We start from the raw sequence: 19,340 nt of genomic DNA, 5'->3' as shown, positions 1-19,340 counted from the left end.
TGGGTATATGGAAATTTATATCAATAAAATTCTGAAAAAATAGAAAAAACACAAAAAAACTGCATGAAAGAAAATTGTGAAAAATGCGCCATGTCAGAGGGGAAACCTGTTTTTGACAGAACTGTCGCGCCGGCCGCGGATGTTGCAATGCAAAAGAGCTGTGCTACATTGAAAGACATGCAAACGCAACGCGCTTATTTCTTTTACTTTTGGTTCTCGCCCCCGGCGGCTGAGAGGTAAACGCGCGCACCCTGCAAACACCTCCCAAAGAACCGCCGAAGCTGCAAAGCCCGGCGGTTTTTTTTCACCCCTACGTTTCAGCACCCCCGGTTTTCAACGATCAAACACCTCACGAAAGATAGCCATGACTGCTCTGAACACTTCATCCACCGATTCCTGGTATCGCGCCGGCTCTCCCAAGACAGGCCAGACCGACGACGCACGTATCAAGGAAATCACAGTGTTACCTCCTCCAGAGCACCTCATCCGCTTCTTCCCCATTCGCGGCACCGCCGTGGAAACGCTGATCAGCGACACCCGCCGCAGCATCCACAACATCATGCGTGCGCAGGATGACCGTCTGCTGGTCATCGTCGGTCCTTGCTCGATTCACGATCCGGCCGCTGCCCTGGACTACGCCCGCCGCCTGGCCGTCGTGCGCGAGCAGTACAAGGACACGCTGGAAGTGGTGATGCGCGTCTACTTCGAGAAGCCCCGCACCACCGTGGGCTGGAAGGGACTGATCAACGACCCCTACCTGGATCAGAGCTACCGCATCGACGAAGGCCTGCGCATCGCGCGCCAGTTGCTGATCGACATCAACCGCCTGGGTGTGCCTGCGGCCAGCGAGTTCCTGGACGTGATCTCGCCCCAGTACATCGGCGATCTGATCAGCTGGGGTGCCATCGGTGCCCGCACCACGGAAAGCCAGGTGCACCGTGAACTGGCCTCGGGCATCTCGGCGCCGATCGGCTTCAAGAACGGCACTGACGGCAATATCCGCATTGCCACCGATGCGATTCAGTCGGCCAGCCGCGGTCACCACTTCCTGTCGGTGCACAAGAACGGCCAGGTCGCCATCGTGCACACGGGAGGCAACCAGGACTGCCACGTGATTCTGCGCGGCGGCAAGACCCCCAACTACGATGCCGAGCATGTGGCGGCGGCCTGCCGGGATCTGGAGGCAGCAGGCCTCACGCCTTCGCTGATGGTGGACTGCAGCCATGCCAACAGCAACAAGCAGCATGAGCGCCAGAAGGATGTGGCCCGCGATATCGCGGCGCAGATCGCCGGTGGCTCCAGCAGCGTGTTCGGCGTGATGGTCGAAGGTCATCTGGTCGGCGGTGCCCAGAAGTTCACTCCCGGCAAGGACGAGGTCTGCGATCTGACCTACGGCCAGAGCATTACCGATGCCTGCCTGGGCTGGGACGATTCCCTGGCAACGCTGCAGGAGCTGTCGCAGGCCGTGGGCCAGCGCCGAGCGGCGGCGGCAGCCTGCAAGCAGGAAGCTGAAGTACCGGCCTGATCGACAGAACGGGCATAAACGACACAGACCACAGGGAGTGTTCCCTGTGGCCTGTTTGCCTTTCGAGATGGAATGGAGCGGACTGTCTGGAGGCTCAGTGCTTGGTGTCCGGTCCCGGCTCAGGTGTCATATCGCAGCCGTTGAGCGTGGCATCGATGCGGTTGAGAAGGCGCAGCAGATGCTGCTTGTCAAAGTCGGTGCGCTGCTGCCACTCGTGATCGGCCAGCGGATAGACATGGCTTTGGTGGGGCAGGCTGCCCTTGGCATCGATCACGGCGCGCAGTCGCGGGATGAACACCCACTGCAGCCATTCGTGCAGCTTGAGCGTGTCGTACATGAAGGGCGTGGTGGATTCCAGTGCCTTGGGGTCCGGGGCAACGGCAGACCAGAGCTTCTGGACTTGAAGTTCGGCCTCCAGCTGCAGCAGATGCTCGCGTATTTCTTGATGGATGTTTTCAGCGGTCATGGTGAGGGTTCCTGAAGGCATTGCAACGGCCTTGCAAACTGGCATTCGTCAAAGAGCTGCCCAATATCTGAGTCCTCTCATCGTGTTTTCAAGATAGCGACCGGCCTGGAGATAACCAGCGAGTTACGAGGTCGCAAGAGCACTTGAAAAAGATAGTTTTGCCCTTATATTGATGCCAAGTATGTGAGTAATGCTATGAAATTTACTGTGTTTTGCATTGCTTTGCACACCATGTTCCCGTAACCACTGTGATGCTTGAGGCACGCTTTCAGGCCTTGCATGGGTTGCCGCAGCTGTTTGCAAGCCGTCAGCTTGCAGCGTCTTCAGCACCGCGGCCACACATTAAGCTGTGGCCACGACAACGAATGGTGCAAGAGTCACCAGGTCAGAGGAGATTTATGCGTAGTGAAGTAATCGTGGTTTTGGATGGCGACCGTGAATACCGGGTCGATACCCAGTCGCTGTCCCCTGTGAGTTCGGACGAAGGCCGACGCTGGCTGGACCAGCAGTTTGTCTCGCTCGAATGCGAGCCTTTGCGGGCTACCGGCAAGGTGTTGCTGGCCGACAAGCTGGTGGTGGTGGCGCGTGAGGCGCGCAACCGTCCCGAGCTGTTTGACAACCAGGACTGGCGCAACAGCTATGCCCTGGCTGCCCATGCCGTGCTGGCCAAGCCCCTGATCCGGGTGGATGTGCCGGCGATGTCGATTAGTTACTGATCCCCCTGAGCCGCTTTGCGGCTTCCCCTCCCGGGGGACGACGCCTTTGCTGCGGGGCGGCACTTGCTTGGCGTCTCTGGCCTGGTCTGTGCCCGAGCAATGAAAAATGCCCGCGTAGAGCGGGCATTGGCTTTTATCCGGGCTTATTTCAGCGCTTGCAGCAGCTTGGCGTGGATGCCGCCAAAGCCGCCGTTGCTCATGCAGACGATATGGTCGCCGGGGCGTGCGACCGCGGTGATCTGCGCTATCAGGGTCTCGATATCTCCGGCGACCTGAGCGCGCTGGCTGGGGCCTACGCCCATGGATTCCAGCGCTTCGGCGGCATCCCAGTCCAGGCCCGCCGTGTGGCAGAAGACCAGATCGGCGCTTTCCAGCGACCAGGGCAGCTGGCTTTTCATGGTGCCCAGCTTCATGGTGTTGCTGCGTGGCTCGAACACCGCCAGGATGCGGGCCTGTGCACCCAGCTTGCGGCGCAGGCCGTCCAGGGTGGTGCGGATGGCTGTGGGGTGGTGCGCGAAGTCGTCATAGACATCGATGCCGTTGACGGTGCCGCGCAGCTCCATGCGGCGCTTGACGTTCTGAAAGCGCGACAGGGCTTCGCAGGCCAGTTCGGCGCTGACGCCCAGATGGTCGGCGGCGGCGATGGCGGCCAGCGCATTGAGCTGGTTGTGCACGCCGGTCAGGCTCCAGCGCAGCTGCGCCACTTTTTGGCCACGCTGCAGCACGGCAAAGTCGCCGGGATCGCCATCGGCACTGAAATCGCTGACAGTTGCGCCAAAGCTGCGCACTTCGCTCCAGCAGCCCTGGGCCAGCACGCGGCTCAGGCTTTCTTCCAGACCATTGCTCACCACGCGACCGGTCGATGGCACGGTGCGCACCAGATGGTGGAACTGGCGCTCGATGGCAGCCAGATCGTCGAAGATGTCGGCGTGATCGAACTCCAGGTTGTTGAGTACGGCCGTACGAGGGCGGTAGTGCACGAACTTGCTGCGCTTGTCGAAGAATGCGGTGTCGTATTCATCGGCCTCGATCACGAACACGGGCTGATCGCCCACGGGGCCGGGGCCGGTGACGGGGCGTCTGGCAGCGCCGAGGCGGGCGGAGACGCCGAAGTCCAGCGGCACGCCGCCGACCAGAAAACCGGGCTGCAGACCCGCGCACTCCAGCACCCAGGTCAGCATGGAGGTGGTGGTGGTCTTGCCGTGGGTGCCGGCCACGGCCAGCACATGGCGACCGTGCAGCACATGCTCGGCCAGCCATTGCGGACCGCTGGTATAGGCGGCGCCGGTGTCCAGAATCGCTTCCATCAGCGCAAACTTGGGCGAGCCATCGGCCAGGCGCTTGCGGCTGACCACGTTGCCGACCACATACATATCGGGCTTGAGCGCGATCTGGTCGGCGCCATAGCCCTCGATCAGCTCGATGCCCAGTTGGCGCAGCTGATCGCTCATCGGCGGGTAAACGCCGGAATCGCAGCCCGTCACCTTGTGACCGGCTTCTCGTGCCAAGGCGGCCAGGCCTCCCATGAAGGTGCCGCAAATGCCCAGAATATGTATGTGCATGGCCGGGGATTCTACGTTTGCCGACATGACCTGGCGGCGAGCCATGACCCGCCTGGGTACTGGCGGTAACCTTTCTTATCAAATTGATAGCTTGTTGCGCATGATCTATATAGATCTAAATGTGTTTTTACTTTCAGTTCCATACAAAGAGGGTGCCAGCAGCTATCAAAACATTGGCCTCTACGGGCCAGGTCAAAGTGCGGTCATTCATCTGGGTCACAATGCGTAAATGACCTGCTGCGCTTGCTGCGGTGGGCGTGATGAAATGGCGCTATGAGTTTGGATAACGTGACTGCTGAAATCGCTCAGGCAGCGGCTCGTCTGGTGGTGGAGGAAGGCCTGGAATGGGGTCCTGCCAAGCAGCGGGCCGTGCGCCAGCTCGGTCTGCCCGGCCGCTCGGCGTTGCCCGATAACGACCAGCTTGAAGAGGCCGTGCGCGAATATATAGAGCTGTTCTGCGGCGACACGCAGCCGCAGGAGCTTCAGGCGCTGCGCGAGCTGGCCCTGGTCTGGATGGACAGGCTGCAGGAGTTTCGCCCGCATCTGGCTGGAGCCGTCTGGCGCGGTACGGCCACGCGGCTGTCGGACATCTATCTGCAGCTGTTCTGCGATGATCCCAAGTCGGCCGAAATAGCGCTCATCAATAATCATGTGCAGTACGAGCCGAGCACGGTCACCGGCTTTCAGGGCAAGCCGGTCGAGGCGCTTTCGGTTCACGCACTGTGCAAGCCGATCAACGAAACCGTGGGCGTGCACCTGTTGGTCTACGACCATGACGATATGCGCGGCGCCATGAAGCCCGACAGCCATGGCCGCAGCCCGCGTGGCGATGCCAAGGCCTTGCGCAAGCTGCTGCAGGAGAGCCGCGATGAGTGAAAACACCCCTGAGAACAAGTCGACCAATGGCTCGCGCCGTCTGTGGCTGACCGGCGCGGTGGCCGCAGTGGCGGCCGGGGGGGGTGCCGGTGTGGCCTGGTGGCGCAGCCAGCCGCAGGCCATGGGCCCTGGCGTCGAGGCACAGCTATGGAGTCAGACGTTTGAAACTCCCGATGGCAAGCCTTTTGCCATGGCTGGTTTACAGGGCCGTCCCCTGCTGGTGAACTTCTGGGCCACCTGGTGTCCCCCCTGTGTCAAGGAGCTGCCCATGCTCAGCGAGTTTGCGGCGCAGCAGGGCGCAAAAGGCATTCAGGTCGTGGGGTTGGCGGTCGACAAATCCGAAGCAGTGATGCGTTTTTTGCAGCGCCAACCCGTGCAATTTCCGGTAGCCATTGCCATGCAAGGGGGATTGGGGCTGACCCGTAGCCTCGGTAACTTGCAGGGGGGCCTGCCATTCACGGTTCTTTTTGACGCCAAGGGGCAAGTGCGACAACGTAAAATAGGCGAGCTTTCCCGCGAAGATCTGACAGATTGGAGCAAATAGAGCGAACGAACATTGCTCTTGTCGTCAGAAAAGTGTAGGTAACTAAATTCCATGGCGACGTTAGTGAAAAATATCTGCCAATGCACGCAGAAGGCCGAATTTGAGGTAAATTCGCGCCCTGTTTAGAATTACGTCGCTGGAGCTCCCATGGATTTGCGAAAACTCAAGACCCTTATTGATCTGGTGTCCGAATCGAATGTGTCGGAACTGGAGATCACCGAAGCAGAGGGCAAGGTCCGTATCGTCAAGAGCGAAGGTGTGGTCCACCAATACGTCGCTGCCCCCGTGCAAGCTGCTCCCATGATGGCCGCCCCCGTGGCTGCCGCAGCCGCCACGCCGGTGGCCGCCCCGGCCGTTGCAGAAGGTCACGTGGTCAAGTCGCCCATGGTCGGTACTTTCTACCGTGCCTCCAGCCCTGGCGCCAAGGCCTTTGTGGATGTGGGCAGCCAGGTCAAGGAAGGCGACACGATCTGCATCGTTGAAGCCATGAAGATCCTCAACGAAATCGAAGCCGACAAGACCGGCACCATCGTTCGCGTTCTGGGTGAAAACGGCCAGGCTGTGGAATACGGCCAGCCTCTGTTCGTGATCGAGTGATAGATCATGAGGCGTTGCATGCAGTTCGCATTGCAGCGCCGAGGTGCGCTAGCCACTGGCTGCGCGACTGAGTCATTGGCAGTGGTCTGTGCTGCGGCACAGGCACCAAGCTGCGAGGAACTTCATGTTTAAGAAAATTTTGGTTGCCAACCGGGGCGAGATCGCCCTGCGCATCCAGCGCGCTTGCCGTGAGCTGGGTATCAAGGCGGTGATGGTGTATTCCGAAGCCGACCGTGATGCCAAGTACGTCAAGCTGGCCGATGAGGCCGTGTGTATCGGTCCGGCTCCTTCCCCGCTGTCCTATCTCAACATGCCGGCCATCATTTCGGCTGCCGAGGTGACCGATGCGGAAGCCATCCACCCCGGCTACGGCTTCCTGTCCGAGAACGCCGACTTTGCCGAGCGCGTGGAAAAGAGCGGTTTCACCTTTATCGGCCCGACGCCCGAGAACATCCGCACCATGGGTGACAAGGTGTCGGCCAAGCAAGCCATGATCAAGGCCGGCGTGCCTTGCGTGCCCGGCTCGGACGGCGAACTGCCCGACGATCCCGCACTCATCAAGCGCATTGCCAAGACCATCGGTTATCCCGTGATCATCAAGGCCTCGGGCGGCGGCGGCGGTCGCGGCATGCGTGTGGTGCACACCGAAGCTGCACTGATCAATGCCGTGCAGATGACCAAGGCCGAGGCCGGCGCTGCTTTCGGCAATCCTGCCGTCTACATGGAAAAGTACCTGCAGAACCCACGTCACGTGGAAATCCAGGTGCTGGCCGATACGCACAAGAACGCCGTGTATCTGGGCGAGCGCGACTGCTCCATGCAGCGTCGCCACCAGAAGGTGATCGAGGAAGCTCCGGCTCCCGGCATTCCCCGCCGTCTGATCGAGAAGATCGGCGAGCGCTGCGCCGCGGCCTGCAAGAAGATCGGCTATCGCGGTGCGGGTACCTTCGAGTTCCTGTACGAGAACGGCGAGTTCTACTTCATCGAGATGAACACCCGCGTGCAGGTGGAGCATCCCATCACCGAGCTGATCACGGGCATCGACATCGTGCGCACCCAGATCATGATCGCGGCCGGCGAGAAGATGCCTTTCACGCAGCGCCAGATCGAGTTCAAGGGCCACGCCATCGAGTGCCGCGTGAACGCGGAAGATCCGTACAAGTTCATCCCCTCGCCCGGTCGCATCTCCATGTGGCATGCTCCCGGCGGCCCTGGCGTGCGTGTGGACACCCATGTGTACAACAACTACTTCGTGCCGCCCAACTACGACTCCATGATCGGCAAGATCATTACCTATGGCGACACCCGCGAGCAGGCCATGGCCCGCATGCGTACCGCCTTGCTGGAGACCGTGGTGGAAGGCATCAACACCAATATCCCGCTGCACCAGGATTTGATGGTCGACTCCAAGTTCATGGAAGGCGGCACCAACATCCACTACCTGGAAGAGTGGCTGACGCATCGCACGCCCAACAAGCGATGAGATCAGGAGCCTTGCAGCTCTGAGTTCCCATGCTGGCCTCTGGCAACGGAGGCCAGCATTTTCGTTTTTCAGGAAAGTACAACTTGCGTTCTCGTCTTCGGCCCCGGCCTGACATGAATGACGCGGTTGCTAGAAAGGATGGCCATGTTCGAGCTGAGCCTGCTGTGCCCCGAAGATCGGGTCGAAACCATTAGCGAAGCGCTGGATGCACTCGATGCATTGAGCGTGTCCGTCGAAGATGCCGATGCGCAGACCGAGGCCGAGCAGGCGCTGTTCGGCGAGCCCGGCATGCCCGCGCCCAAGGAGGGCTGGAACCGCAGCCGCGTGATCGCCCTCTATCCCAGCGAAGCTGCGGCTACCGAGGCGCGTGATCTGCTGCTGCCGCAGGACTTTTTCGAAGGCTGCAAGATTCTGGCCGTCAAGCCCGTGCCCGAGCAGGACTGGGTGCGCCTGACGCAGTCGCAGTTCGAGCCCGTGGACATCACGCCCGAGTTCTGGATCGTGCCCACCTGGCATGAGCTGCCCGAGCAGGCCAAGGTCAGCATCCGTCTGGACCCCGGTCTGGCTTTCGGTACCGGCACCCATCCCACCACCCGCATGTGCCTGCGCTGGATTGCGCGCCAGCCCCAGGCGACGCTGGGACGCACGCTGGACTACGGCTGCGGCTCGGGCATCCTGGCCATTGGTGCCGCCAAGTTCGGCGCGACCGATGTGGATGCGGTGGACATCGATCCCGCTGCCGTGGAGTCGACCAACTACAACAGCAGCGCCAACCATGTGGAGGTCAAGGCCGGTCTGCCCGATGCGGCCGACGGCGAGTACCAGACCGTGCTGGCCAATATTCTGGCCACGCCGCTCAAGGTGCTGGCGCCGCTGCTGTGCGGCCGTGTGCAGGCCGGTGGCCATCTGGTGCTGGCCGGCATTCTGGAGCGCCAGGCCGACGAGCTGAAAGAGGCTTATGCGCCTTATCTCAAGCTCGAGGTGGCCGATAGCGAGGACGGCTGGATTCTCATGACCGCCCGGCGCGCGGCCTGATCGCGAGACAGACCCGCCGCCAGCAGGTGTGCGGGTGGTTGCTGCCTACAATGACATCTTGATGAGCCAAGTCACCCGTTGCCCTTCCTGTGGAACCCGCTTCAAAGTGGTTGCCGACCAGCTGCGTATCTCGCAGGGCTGGGTGCGCTGCGGGATGTGCCAAAGCGTCTTTGATGCCTCGCAGGATTTGCAGTCCGTGCCCGACGAGCTGCTGCAGCCGGAAGCTGCTGATGCGCCGCAGAAGCCGGCCGAGCAGGAAGTGCGGCAGACGGAAGCCGGCGAACAGCAGATGCCGGCTTGGCCGCAGCAGGATGTCGCGGATGTTCCCGGCTTCGATGTGCAGAAGGCCGAGGCTCTGCAGGATTCGGCTTCGGATTCGGTAGACGCGGCAGCGACTGCTGCTCAGACCGCAGAAGCCGCGCCGGCAGCGGAGTCTGCCGATGCGGTTTCCGAACCAGAGCCTTGCGGGTCCATGCCCGGGATGGCGGATGGGCAGCCCTCGTTTGTCGATCAGGCGCGTCCTCTGACTGAAGAGGATGCAGAGGCTGCCCTGCATGAGCCTCATCCCGAGGTGAGGGAGCCGCAAGACAGGCTGGAAACCAGTGATATTCCCGCTCCCTCCGAGCCGGAGCCGGAGCCGGAGCTGCTGGTGCCGCCAAGCGAAGTCCTGATGCCCGAGGCCGAGCATGGCCTCGAGGATAAAGCCCGGAGCGAGGCGCCGCCGCACGCCGATATCGGCGCTATACAACCCGCCAGGGACCGGGCGCAGGGCGTCACGGATGCGGATCAGGATGAGGTTGGTGCCATCGCTGGCAATGAGCCTGGCTTTGTGCGCCAGGCCCGTCGGCAGGCCTTCTGGCACTCGGCAGGAATGCGCGTGGCGCTGGTGCTGGGTTCGCTGCTGGCTGCTGCCGGTGTCGTCGGACAGCATGCCTGGCAGCAGCGCGATGTGCTGGCAGCGCAGTATCCGGCACTGGCTCCCGTGCTGGCCAAGGCCTGCAGTCTGGCAGGCTGCGAGCTGCAGGCCCGCCGCGCGATTGCCGATGTGGTGATCAGTGGCTCGGGCTTCAAGCAGCTTGCCGATGCCCGTCAGTACCAGTGGAGCCTGACCCTGGAGAATCGCTCCGATGTGCCGGTGGCCATGCCCATGGCCGAGCTGACCCTGACCGATGCACAGGACAGACCTTTGCTGCGCCGAGTCATCGACCTGAAGCCTCTTGGTGCCCCGGAGCAGCTGCAAGCCCGCCAGGAGTGGAGCGTCAACTTGCCTGTGCAAGTGCAGGATCTTGGCGCTGCCGTGGCGGGTTACCGGGCGCTGGTTTTTTACCCCTAATACGGCTTGTGCCAATTCGGATCAGGCAGGGTGTCTCGTCAATAGAAATGCCCGTTGTACATCCTTGTTGGCGCAAGCCCCCCTTCATTCATTTCTGAAAGAGAACGCACCATGGCCGCTTTGATCTGCGGGTCGCTGGCATTCGACAACATCATGACCTTTGAAGGTCGTTTTGCCGACCAGATTCTTCCCGACCAGCTGCACATCCTCAATGTGTCGTTTCTGGTGCCCACGCTGCGCCGCGATTTTGGCGGTTGCGCCGGCAATATTGCCTATAGCCTGAGGCTGCTCGGTGGTGATGCTCACCCCATGGCCATGGTGGGTAGCGACGGCGTGGACTATGTGCAGCGCTTCAGGGACCTGGGCATCGAAACCCGCCATGTGGGCCAGCTGCAGAGCACCCACACGGCGCAGTGCATGATCATGACCGATCGTGACAACAACCAGATCACGGCCTTCCATCCCGGAGCCATGATGCAGGCGCACGAGAACCGGATCACGGCCGATATGGCCGCCGAGGTCAAGGTCGGCATCATTGCTCCCGATGGCCGCCAGGCCATGATCGACCACGCCGCCCAGTTCAAGGCTGCAGGCATTCCTTTCGTGTTCGATCCGGGTCAGGGCCTGCCCATGTTCAACGGCGATGAACTCAAGGCCTTTATCGAGCAGGCCGACTGGGTGGCAGTGAACGACTATGAAGGCAAGATGCTCAGCGAGCGCACGGGCCTGAGCTTTGACGAGATCTCGCGCAAGGTGCGCGGTCTGGTTGTGACCCTGGGTGCCGAAGGCTGCGAAGTCTGGCAGCAGGGTGAGAAGACCCTGGTGGCGCCGGTGAAGCCCGCCGCTGTGGTCGACCCCACGGGTTGTGGCGATGCCTGGCGCGGTGCTTTCCTGTTTGGTCTGGAGCGTGGCTGGGATCTGCTGCGCTGCGCCGAACTGGGCAACCGCTTGGGGGCGCTGAAGATTGCGCAACGCGGCCCGCAGAACTATCAGCTGGACTTCCAGCCCTGATGCGATGTCAGTGCCCTGAGGGTACTGATCGCGGCGCATGTAAAAAAGCCCGGCTCTCGCAAGAGAGCTCGGGCTTTTTTATGGCGTGCAGGTCAGCGAACCGATCAGGGCTTGTTGCCTGTGGGGAAGGGCCAGGCGGCTTGAGGTGCCAGGCGGGTCTGCGCCACGGGTGCGGTGGTTTCGGTCACGGCGGCAGGTGCAGGTGTGGCAGCCTTCTTGGGAGCAGCCTTGGCACCATTTGCAGCCTTCTTGGAGGCAGCCTTCGCTGGTGCAGCGGCCTTGGAAGCAGTTGCAGCCTTCTTGGGGGCGGCTGCCTTGGCAGCTACAGCCTTCTTGGGAGCGGCAGCCTTGGCGGGAGCAGCAGCCTTGGCAGTTGCAGCCTTCTTGGGGGCGGCAGCCTTGGCAGGAGCAGCGGCCTTGGCAGCAGTTGCAGCCTTCTTGGAGGCAGCCTTCGCCGGAGCAGCGGCCTTGGCAGCAGTTGCAGCCTTCTTGGGGGCAGCCTTCGCTGGAGCAGCGGCCTTGGCAGCAGTTGCAGCCTTCTTGGGGGCAGCCTTCGCTGGAGCAGCGGCCTTGGCAGTTGTTGCAGCCTTCTTTGGTGCAGCAGCCTTGGCAGCAGTTGCAGCCTTCTTGGGGGCAGCCTTCGCTGGAGCAGCGGCCTTGGCAGCAGTTGCAGCCTTCTTGGGGGCAGCCTTCGCTGGTGCAGCGGCCTTGGCAGCAGTTGCAGCCTTCTTGGGGGCAGCCTTCGCTGGTGCAGCGGCCTTGGCAGCAGTTGCAGCCTTCTTGGGGGCAGCCTTCGCTGGTGCAGCGGCCTTGGCAGCAGTTGCAGCCTTCTTGGGGGCAGCCTTCGCTGGAGCAGCGGCCTTGGCAGTTGTTGCAGCCTTCTTGGGGGCAGCCTTCGCTGGAGCAGCAGCCTTGGCAGTCGTTGCAGCCTTCTTGGGGGCAGCCTTCGCTGGAGCAGCGGCCTTGGCGGTTGTTGCAGCCTTCTTGGGGGCAGCCGCCTTGGCAGCAGTTGCAGCCTTCTTCGGTGCAGCCTTTGCAGGAGCAGCAGCCTTGGGAGCAGCAGTCTTGGTTGCAGCTGTTTTCTTCACAGCTTCAGCCTTGGGCGCGGCCGCCTTTTTGGCAGGTGTCTTTTTCTCGGTTGTGGCCTTGGCGGCCGTCTTCTTCGCAGTTGCCATCATTTTCTCCTTCGTTGATTTGCATAAGACGTCCGGCTCTTTGCAGTGCCGGACGATTCAAAGCGATGTGGAGTTACGCATCGCTAGGAACACAAATTTGCTTCACGCCAAAAATCTCAGTTTTTTGTAGCAATGAAGTGAAGCAAGTCATGACTCGCATTGTGCCTGCTTAGAAGCAATTAATCCCAAGAAAGTGCGCCTCCGGTCTGATACTCGATCACTCGTGTCTCAAAGAAGTTACGTTCTTTCTTCAAATCGATCATTTCGCTCATCCAGGGGAAGGGATTTTCTTCACCGGGGAACAGCTCTTCGAGACCGATCTGCGTGGCACGACGGTTGGCGATGTAGCGCAGATAGCCCTTGAACATGGATGCATTCATGCCCAGCACGCCGCGCGGCATGGTGTCTTCGGCGTAGCGATATTCGAGCTCCACGGCCCTCTGGAACAGCTCCGTGATTTCCTGCTTGAACTCGGCCGTCCACAGATGGGGGTTCTCGAGCTTGAGCTGGTTGATCAGATCGATGCCGAAGTTGCAGTGCATGGACTCGTCGCGCAGGATGTACTGGTACTGCTCGGCAGCGCCCGTCATCTTGTTCTGGCGGCCCAGAGCCAGGATCTGCGTGAAGCCGACGTAGAAGAACAGACCTTCCATCAGGCAGGCAAAAACGATCAGCGACTTCAGCAGAGTCTGGTCGGTCTCGGGCGTGCCGGTGTGGAAGTTGGGGTCCATGATCGCTTCGATGAAGGGGATCAGGAACTCGTCCTTGTCGCGGATGGATTGGACTTCGTTGTAGGCGTTGAAGATTTCCGATTCATCCAGACCCAGCGATTCCACGATGTACTGGTAGGCATGGGTGTGGATGGCTTCCTCGAAGGCCTGGCGCAGCAGGAACTGGCGGCATTCGGGCGCCGTGATGTGGCGGTAGGTGCCCAGCACGATGTTGTTGGCGGCCAGCGAATCGGCCGTCACAAAGAAGCCCAGGTTGCGCTTGACGATGCGGCGCTCGTCTTCGGTCAGGCCGTTGGGGTCCTTCCACAGCGCGATGTCGCGCGTCATGTTCACTTCCTGCGGCATCCAGTGGTTGGCGCAGGTGGCCAGATACTTTTCCCAGGCCCACTTGTACTTGAAGGGAACCAGCTGGTTCACGTCGGTCTTGGCGTTGATGATGCGCTTGTCTGCGGCATTCACCCGCTTGTGGGTGCTGGTGGACGCGCCAGCTTCTGCGCTGGTGGCGGAAGAGGCAAAGGTGTCGTCGTCAAAGCTCAGCATGAGTTATTCCTTTTGGGAAAAAGCTGGGCGCAGTGCAATCGACATCCAGCTTTTCAATCATTTATTGATGGAGTGGCGCCACTCAAATACTGGCGCACTCTAAAGCGAGAGACACCGAGGAAGCGCCGCTGCGCATCGAGGGTGTCGTCCCCCTCCCGCGTAGCGAGAGAGGGGGAAGGCGCGGGGCCGCCTAGGCCAAGCGCCTCAGGGGGAGCTTATTGGCAAGCCTCGCAACCAGGATCGTCAATCGCGCAGAACTTGATGTCCGTGGCGGGTGCCTGGGCACGGGCAGCGGCGGCAGCCGCTTCCAGTGCGCTGACCGCAGGCTTGGCCGCAGGGGCCGCCGAAGCGGCAGGAGCACCGGAGGACACGGCGTTCAGCACACGGCTTTGCACGGTGGACTTCTCGATATTGGTCGCGCTGGTGGTGCGCAGATAGTAGGTGGTCTTCAGACCGCGCAGCCAGGCCAGCATGTAGGTGTCGTGCAGCTTCTTGCCCGATGCACCGGCCATGTAGATGTTCAGGCTCTGGGCCTGGTCGATCCACTTCTGGCGGCGCGAGGCGGCTTCCACCAGCCATTCGGGCGAGACTTCGAACGCGGTGGCGTAGAGGTTCTTGATCTCTTGCGGCACGCGGTCGATGGCGCGCAGCGAGCCGTCGAAATGCTTGAGATCCATGACCATCACGTCGTCCCACAGGCCCAGGCGCTTGAGGTCGCGCACCAGGTACTGGTTGATGACGGTGAATTCGCCCGACAGATTGGACTTCACGGACAGGTTGCCGAACGAAGGCTCGATCGAGGCATCCACACCCACGATGTTGGAGATGGTGGCGGTGGGGGCGATGGCCACGCAGTTGGAGTTGCGCATGCCGTCCTTGGCGATCTTGGCGCGCAGTGCGTCCCAGTCCAGCTTGGCGGAGCGATCCACTTCCACATAGCCGCCGCGGGCCTTTTCCAGCAGCTTCAGGGTGTCGGGGGGCAGGATGCCCTGATCCCACAGCGATCCCTTGAAGGTGGAGTAGGTGCCGCGTTCCTTGGACAGCTCGGTCGATGCCCAGTAAGCGTAGTAGCAGATGGCTTCCATGGCTTCGTCGGCAAACTCGACTGCGCCCTGGCTGGCGTAGGCGGTGCGCATTTCATACAGCGCATCCTGGAAACCCATCAGGCCCATGCCCACAGGGCGATGGCGCAGATTGGAGTCCTTGGCCTTTTGCACGGCGTAGTAGTTGATGTCGATCACGTTGTCCAGCATGCGCATGGCCGTGTTCACGGTCTTGCGCAGCTTGTCGTGGTCGATCTTGCCGTCCTTGATGTGCTGGACCAGGTTCACCGAGCCCAGGTTGCAGACAGCGGTTTCGGTGTCGCTGGTGTTGAGCGTGATCTCGGTGCACAGATTGGACGAGTGCACCACACCCACGTGCTGCTGGGGCGAGCGGATGTTGCAGGGGTCCTTGAAGGTGATCCAGGGATGGCCGGTCTCGAACAGCATCGAGAGCATCTTGCGCCACAGATCCACGGCAGGCACGCGCTTGAACAGCTTGAGCTCGCCGCTGTCGGTCTTGGCTTCATAGGCGGTGTAGGCCTTCTCGAAGGCTTCGCCGTACAGATCGTGCAGATCGGGAGCGTCGGCGGGCGAGAACAGGGTCCACTGGCCTGCTTCCATCACGCGCTTCATGAACAGGTCGGGGATCCAGTTCGCCGTGTTCATGTCGTGGGTGCGGCGGCGGTCGTCGCCGGTGTTCTTGCGCAGCTCCAGGAATTCTTCGATGTCCAGGTGCCAGGATTCCAGATAGGTACAGACCGCGCCCTTGCGCTTGCCGCCCTGGTTCACGGCGACGGCCGTGTCGTTGACCACCTTGAGGAAGGGAACCACGCCTTGCGATTCGCCGTTGGTGCCCTTGATGCGCGAGCCCAGGGCACGTACACGGGTCCAGTCATTGCCCAGGCCGCCGGCAAACTTGGACAGCAGAGCGTTTTCCTTGATGGATTCGTAGATGCCGTCCAGGTCGTCGGGCACGGTGGTCAGGTAGCAGGACGACAGCTGCGAACGCAGTGTGCCGCTGTTGAACAGCGTGGGAGTGGACGACATGAAGTCGAAGGACGACAGCAGTTCGTAGAACTCGATGGCACGGGCGTTGCGGTCGGGCTCGTTCAGTGCCAGGCCCATGGCCACGCGCATGAAGAAGGACTGGGGCAGCTCGATGCGGGTCTTGCGCACGTGCAGGAAGTAGCGGTCGTACAGGGTCTGCAGACCCAGGTAGTCGAACTGTTCGTCGCGCTCGGCCTTCAGGGCCTTGGCCAGACGGGGCAGGTCGTAGTTCAGCAGCTCGGGGTTGAGCAGCTCGTTGTCCACGCCTTTTTGCACAAAGCCGGGGAAGTAGTCGGCATAGGCGGCCTGCATTTCTGCGGGCTGAACGTCGCGGCCCATGACTTCGCGCACGATGGTGTGCAGCAGCAGACGGGCGGTGACGTAGGTGTAGTCGGGGTCTTTTTCGATCAGCGTACGGGCGGCCAGGATGGACGCCTTGTAGACCTCGGCCAGAGGCACGCCGTCATACAGATTGCGCAGGGTTTCGGCCACGATGGGGGCGGACTGGATGTCGGCATTCAGATTGCCGCAGGAAGCGACGATCAGGGCTTCCAGGCGCTCCTGGTTCAGCGGCACGCGCTGGCCGTTGTCGGTCACATGCAGCACGGGCTTGGTGGCGGCAGCGGCTGCCACTTCGGCGACCTTCTTCTGTTCGGCACGTTCCTGGTTGCGGCGCTCGCGGTACAGCACATAGGCGCGGGCCACGTCCTGGTGACCGGCGCGCATCAGGCCCAGCTCGACCTGGTCCTGCACATCTTCGATATGGAAGGTTCCGCCATCGGGACGCGAACGCACCAGGGCGCGCACCACGCCGTCGGTGAGCTCGTTGACGGTGTCACGCACGCTGGCGGAAGCCGCGCCCTGCGCGCCGCGCACGGCCAGGAAAGCCTTGGTCAGGGCCACGGCAATCTTCTGCGGTGCGAAAGCCACCACATCGCCGCTGCGGCGGATGATCTGGTAGCTGTCATTGGGGGAGGAAGAATTGGCTGCACCGGCAGGTGCGGCAGAAGGCAGTGAGTTCAACGCTTCTTGCATAAGTTCCTCTGAGTCAGTATGTGGATAGGCAGACAAAGGCCTGCACTGTGGGCAGGCCATCAAAAACACGATTCGGCGCCTTGGTCTACACATGGTTTGCACAGGGTGTGCACAGCTTGTAAACACTAGATATGGGGTCTGAGGCGCCCTTAAACACTACCGGTAGTGTATCGCGCTTAAAACTGGCTGACCTGATGAAACTACTGAATCTGACATTTCGGCCACCGCTTGACAGCTGAAAAAATGACTTCATCCCGCATGAATAAAGGCCTGTGGCGCGGTTGCGCGCGGCGGGAGAGCGGACCGGAAATATGTAAAAAATTTGCGTGTTTGATGCAGGCGACAGTTGTTGCGCGCGCGCCATTGACATGCCGCTTCCAGGCGCAGAAGCGATAGATGCAGCGGGCCTGCAAAAAGAGGAGCGCCTGACGACTGTAATCAGGCAATTTCAGTGCTAGATCACCAGGAATTCAAGAGACAGCAAGCGGAAGATGCTATGAAAAGATCAGGCCGGCGATTAAGCGCGCGGCGGAAATTCCCATGACCGGGTGCCGCCCGCGCTGCCCAGCTGCTGCTGCAGACGCTGCCAGTCAAAGCCAGGCCCGGGGTCCTGCTTGCGTCCGGGCGCGATGTGCTCGTGCCCGGCGATGTATTGCACCGGGTATTGCGCGGCGATGGCGCTGCAAAGCTGCTGCAGGGCCTGGTACTGGGGGGCTTCGAAGCTCAGGCCTTCGAGGCCTTCCAGCTCGATGCCTATGGAGTCGTCGTTGCAGCGATCGCGCCCGCGCCACTGACTCACGCCGGCATGCCAGGCGCGGTCGTCGCAGCTGACGAACTGCCAGATCTCGCCCTGGCGTGTGACAAAGAAATGGGACGAGACTTCGAGGCCGCGAATGCCCTGGTAATAAGGATGGGCGTCCCAGTCGAGCTGGTTGGTGAACAGTTGCTGGACAGCGCCCGTGCCGTACTGGCCCGGCGGCAGGCTGATGGAGTGGATGACGACCAGGTCTATCCGTGCCTGCTCGGGGCGCGGGCCGAAATTGGGCGAGGCCAGGTGGCGCGCTGCGCCATACCAGCCGGCCTGCCACGCCGGCTGCTGCGGCAGGTTTTGGGCAAGGGGGGCGGTATCAGACATTGTCGCTCTGGTGTGGCAGGTCGATGCCCAGCCGGTCGATGCGGTAGCGGATCTGGCGCAGGCTGATGCCCAGCCTGGCCGCCGTGGCCGTGCGGTTGAAGCCGTTGTCCTGCAGGGCTCTGACCAGAATGCTGCGCTCCTGCTCGTCGAGCCAGCCTTGCAGATCCTCGGGCAGCGTGGCCGGACTGCCCGCGTGCTGAGGCGCGGGTGCGCCGGTCTCCGATGCCTGAGTGCCTGAGACCGGGGCTGGCATCGCTGCCGAAGCACCGGCGCCGGGGCCGGATTCGGGCAGGCGCAGCGGGCCTTCATCGCCCAGTGCAATGGCGCGGTGCAGCACGTTTTCCAGCTCGCGCACATTGCCGGGCAGCGGCAGCCCGGCGATCTGGCGGAGGCTGATCTTGTCCAGCTCCGGCGTGGGCAGGCCGGACTCGCGGGCCAGCTTTTGCAGCAAAGCCTGGCAGAGCTGGCCCAGGTCTTCGCGGCGCTCGCGCAGCGCGGGCAGCTCGATTTCGATGACGTTGAGCCGGTAGAACAGGTCCTGGCGGAAATTGCCGGACTGCACTTGCGCGCCCAGGTCGCGGTGGGTGGCACTGAGGATGCGCACATCGACAGCTTCTTCCTGGGTGCTGCCCAGCGGGCGGATCTTGCGCTCCTGGATGGCGCGCAGCAGCTTGGCCTGCATGGCCAGGGGCAGATCGCCGATCTCGTCGAGAAACAGGGTGCCACCCTGAGCGGCCTGAAAGTAGCCGGGCCTGTCCTGCGTGGCACCGGTATAGGAGCCCTTGCGGGCGCCGAAGAATTCGGCTTCGAGCAGGTTTTCCGGGATGGCGCCGCAGTTGACGGCGACCATGGGGCCGTCGGCCCGCTGGCTGCAGGCATGCAGGGCGCGCGCCACCAGCTCCTTGCCCGTGCCGGACTCACCGTGGATCAGCACGGGAGCCATGCCCTTGGCAACCTTGGCGATGCGCTGCTTGACGCGTTGCATGGCCTGAGAGTTGCCCACCAGCGCTTCCAGGGCGTCAGGCTGGGCTGCCGGCCCCGCGTCATGGGCCGGTGCGCTGCCACCGGCCTGCGGATTGCCGGGCTTGGGCACCGCGCCCATGCCTTGTACGGCCGAGGCCACGACCTGGCGGAACTGGCGCAGGTCCACGGGCTTGGTCAGATAGTCGAAGGCACCGGCGCGCAAGGCTTCCACGGCGTTCTCGGCCGAGCCGTAGGCCGTCATGACGATGCAGCGCTCGCTGCGCGACGGATCGCGCAGCTGCAGCAAGAGCTCCATGCCGATCCCGTCGGGCAGGCGCATATCGGTGATCACGACATCGAAATGGCGCTCCTGCAGCTGGGCCATGCCTTCCTGGACCGAGCCTGCGGTTTCCACGCGGTAGCCTTCGCGCAGCAGCGTCAGCTCGTAGAGCGTGCGCAGATCGGGTTCATCGTCGACCACGAGAATGCTGGCTGCTGCGGAGGAGTGAGGCGAGGATGTCAC

The 19,340-nt window shown here is 62.0% G+C and carries 17 protein-coding genes; 10 read left to right on the top strand and 7 right to left on the bottom strand.

Annotation, left to right across the window (positions count from 1 at the left end):
* Positions 1-364: 364 nt before the first annotated feature.
* Entirely contained in the window at positions 365-1,525 is a 1,161-nt protein-coding gene (locus O987_RS23585; protein ID WP_003051337.1) for a 3-deoxy-7-phosphoheptulonate synthase, read from the top strand.
* Positions 1,526-1,619: 94 nt separating this feature from the next.
* Here O987_RS23585 and O987_RS23580 read toward each other — a convergent pair whose 3' ends face one another.
* The gene (locus O987_RS23580) at positions 1,620-1,991 is read right to left on the bottom strand and encodes a YqcC family protein (protein ID WP_003051340.1); all 372 of its coding nucleotides are present in this window, start codon (positions 1,989-1,991) and stop codon (positions 1,620-1,622) included.
* 398 nt (positions 1,992-2,389) lie between these two features.
* On the opposite strand from O987_RS23580, the gene O987_RS23575 reads away from it, so the two are divergent.
* Positions 2,390-2,707 (top strand): hypothetical protein, encoded by a 318-nt coding sequence (locus O987_RS23575; RefSeq protein WP_003051343.1) that lies wholly within the window; start codon positions 2,390-2,392, stop codon positions 2,705-2,707.
* A gap of 143 nt (positions 2,708-2,850) precedes the next feature.
* On the opposite strand, the gene mpl is transcribed toward O987_RS23575, so the two are convergent.
* Complete coding sequence (gene mpl, locus O987_RS23570; protein ID WP_043376917.1) at positions 2,851-4,269, bottom strand: UDP-N-acetylmuramate:L-alanyl-gamma-D-glutamyl-meso-diaminopimelate ligase; 1,419 nt, start codon at positions 4,267-4,269, stop codon at positions 2,851-2,853.
* Here mpl and O987_RS28975 point away from each other — a divergent pair.
* From O987_RS28975 to O987_RS23535, 8 genes are all read left to right on the top strand, one after another.
* Positions 4,268-4,498, top strand: coding sequence for a hypothetical protein (locus O987_RS28975; RefSeq protein ID WP_144244968.1), 231 nt, complete (start codon positions 4,268-4,270; stop codon positions 4,496-4,498). The two genes, mpl and O987_RS28975, sit on opposite strands and share 2 nt — an antisense overlap.
* Before the next feature lie 44 nt (positions 4,499-4,542).
* Positions 4,543-5,145, top strand: coding sequence for a hypothetical protein (locus O987_RS23565; protein ID WP_019043383.1), 603 nt, complete (start codon positions 4,543-4,545; stop codon positions 5,143-5,145).
* Positions 5,138-5,689: a TlpA family protein disulfide reductase gene (locus tag O987_RS23560; protein ID WP_003051354.1), complete on the top strand. Its 552-nt coding sequence runs from the start codon at positions 5,138-5,140 to the stop codon at positions 5,687-5,689. Before O987_RS23565 ends, O987_RS23560 begins: the two co-directional genes overlap by 8 nt.
* A 147-nt stretch (positions 5,690-5,836) precedes the next feature.
* Positions 5,837-6,286 (top strand): acetyl-CoA carboxylase biotin carboxyl carrier protein, encoded by a 450-nt coding sequence (accB, locus tag O987_RS23555; RefSeq protein ID WP_003051356.1) that lies wholly within the window; start codon positions 5,837-5,839, stop codon positions 6,284-6,286.
* Positions 6,287-6,410: 124 nt separating this feature from the next.
* Positions 6,411-7,769, top strand: coding sequence for an acetyl-CoA carboxylase biotin carboxylase subunit (accC, locus tag O987_RS23550; RefSeq protein WP_003051359.1), 1,359 nt, complete (start codon positions 6,411-6,413; stop codon positions 7,767-7,769).
* A 144-nt stretch (positions 7,770-7,913) separates the two neighbouring features.
* A complete protein-coding gene (gene prmA / locus O987_RS23545; RefSeq protein ID WP_003051362.1) occupies positions 7,914-8,804 on the top strand; it encodes a 50S ribosomal protein L11 methyltransferase in 891 nt (296 codons plus the stop codon).
* Positions 8,805-8,865: 61 nt separating this feature from the next.
* Complete coding sequence (locus O987_RS23540; protein ID WP_043376911.1) at positions 8,866-10,137, top strand: zinc-ribbon and DUF3426 domain-containing protein; 1,272 nt, start codon at positions 8,866-8,868, stop codon at positions 10,135-10,137.
* 111 nt (positions 10,138-10,248) lie between these two features.
* Positions 10,249-11,148 (top strand): carbohydrate kinase family protein, encoded by a 900-nt coding sequence (locus O987_RS23535; protein ID WP_003051368.1) that lies wholly within the window; start codon positions 10,249-10,251, stop codon positions 11,146-11,148.
* Positions 11,149-11,252: 104 nt separating this feature from the next.
* On the opposite strand, the gene O987_RS29900 is transcribed toward O987_RS23535, so the two are convergent.
* From O987_RS29900 to O987_RS23510, 5 genes are all read right to left on the bottom strand, one after another.
* The gene (locus O987_RS29900; protein ID WP_419177848.1) at positions 11,253-12,326 is read right to left on the bottom strand and encodes a hypothetical protein; all 1,074 of its coding nucleotides are present in this window, start codon (positions 12,324-12,326) and stop codon (positions 11,253-11,255) included.
* A gap of 176 nt (positions 12,327-12,502) precedes the next feature.
* Entirely contained in the window at positions 12,503-13,594 is a 1,092-nt protein-coding gene (locus tag O987_RS23525) for a ribonucleotide-diphosphate reductase subunit beta (protein ID WP_003051372.1), read from the bottom strand.
* Between the two features lie 215 nt (positions 13,595-13,809).
* Complete coding sequence (locus tag O987_RS23520) at positions 13,810-16,719, bottom strand: ribonucleoside-diphosphate reductase subunit alpha (protein ID WP_003051374.1); 2,910 nt, start codon at positions 16,717-16,719, stop codon at positions 13,810-13,812.
* Positions 16,720-17,236: 517 nt separating this feature from the next.
* Complete coding sequence (gene ampD, locus O987_RS23515; RefSeq protein WP_043375145.1) at positions 17,237-17,854, bottom strand: 1,6-anhydro-N-acetylmuramyl-L-alanine amidase AmpD; 618 nt, start codon at positions 17,852-17,854, stop codon at positions 17,237-17,239.
* Positions 17,847-19,298, bottom strand: a complete 1,452-nt coding sequence (locus O987_RS23510) for a sigma-54-dependent transcriptional regulator (RefSeq protein WP_200879631.1) — start codon at positions 19,296-19,298, stop codon at positions 17,847-17,849. Before O987_RS23510 ends, ampD begins: the two co-directional genes overlap by 8 nt.
* Positions 19,299-19,340 lie beyond the last annotated feature (42 nt).

The sequence above is a fragment of the Comamonas testosteroni TK102 genome (assembly GCF_000739375.1).
In the GTDB taxonomy this organism is placed as follows: domain Bacteria; phylum Pseudomonadota; class Gammaproteobacteria; order Burkholderiales; family Burkholderiaceae_C; genus Comamonas; species Comamonas brasiliensis.
The sequence above is the reverse complement of the archived record's forward strand: the minus strand, read 5'-3'. Positions and strand labels throughout refer to the sequence as shown.